Annotated in this window: 1 protein-coding gene; it reads left to right on the plus strand. The window is 35.8% G+C overall.

The window, feature by feature from the left end; translation table 11 throughout:
• Positions 1–494: hypothetical protein (locus A9G48_RS06495; RefSeq protein WP_176702005.1), on the plus strand; the 494-nt coding region annotated here is incomplete at its 5' end.
• Positions 495–632 lie beyond the last annotated feature (138 nt).

A 632-nucleotide genomic window follows, 5' to 3' on the forward strand; every position in this document is an offset into this window, starting at 1 on the left:
ACCACGCTTTGTATTTTCCTCGTTCGGTTGGTGTAACAACCTTAACAATGTTAAAATATATCTCAATTGTTCTTGGTGTCATTAGCTTATTAGCTTATTTTGTTTTGATAACTATGATGTATATTCAGATAGAAATGGATATATCAGACTTCATTATTTTTACGATGTCTAATATTTTCATGTATTTTTTCATGCTGATTTTATTATTTTTATCATTCGGCGGTCGCCATTCTTTTATCAGTAACCGCATCTATGCAACATTAGGCTATCCCAAATCGTGGTTACATAATAGTGCAAAAGAACACGATCGTTTTAAAAAACTTAATCGCTCGGAAAATCCTGAATTATATGACGATCCACAAACGCCAGAATTTCAACGGATAAAAAAACTTGATTCCCATGCCAATTATTATTGCCGTACGCCTATTTTACCTAATTGGGTAAAAGTTATTGATGAACGTGGGTTTACCCCAGATGGAAATGAGAACCAATAGAACAGCAGGATAAAACCAATGGCTAAATACAGCTTATTAAAAGGCACCGTAAGCCACCTATATGTGGAAGATGACCCGAAAGAGCTACGCGCTGATGATATCGGTCTATTAGCGATAATTGGCTTGGCAATTGTGGGC

Origin of the sequence: Gilliamella sp. wkB18 (assembly GCF_001690875.1) — a bacterium.
Taxonomy (GTDB): Bacteria; Pseudomonadota; Gammaproteobacteria; order Enterobacterales; family Orbaceae; genus Gilliamella; species Gilliamella apicola_A.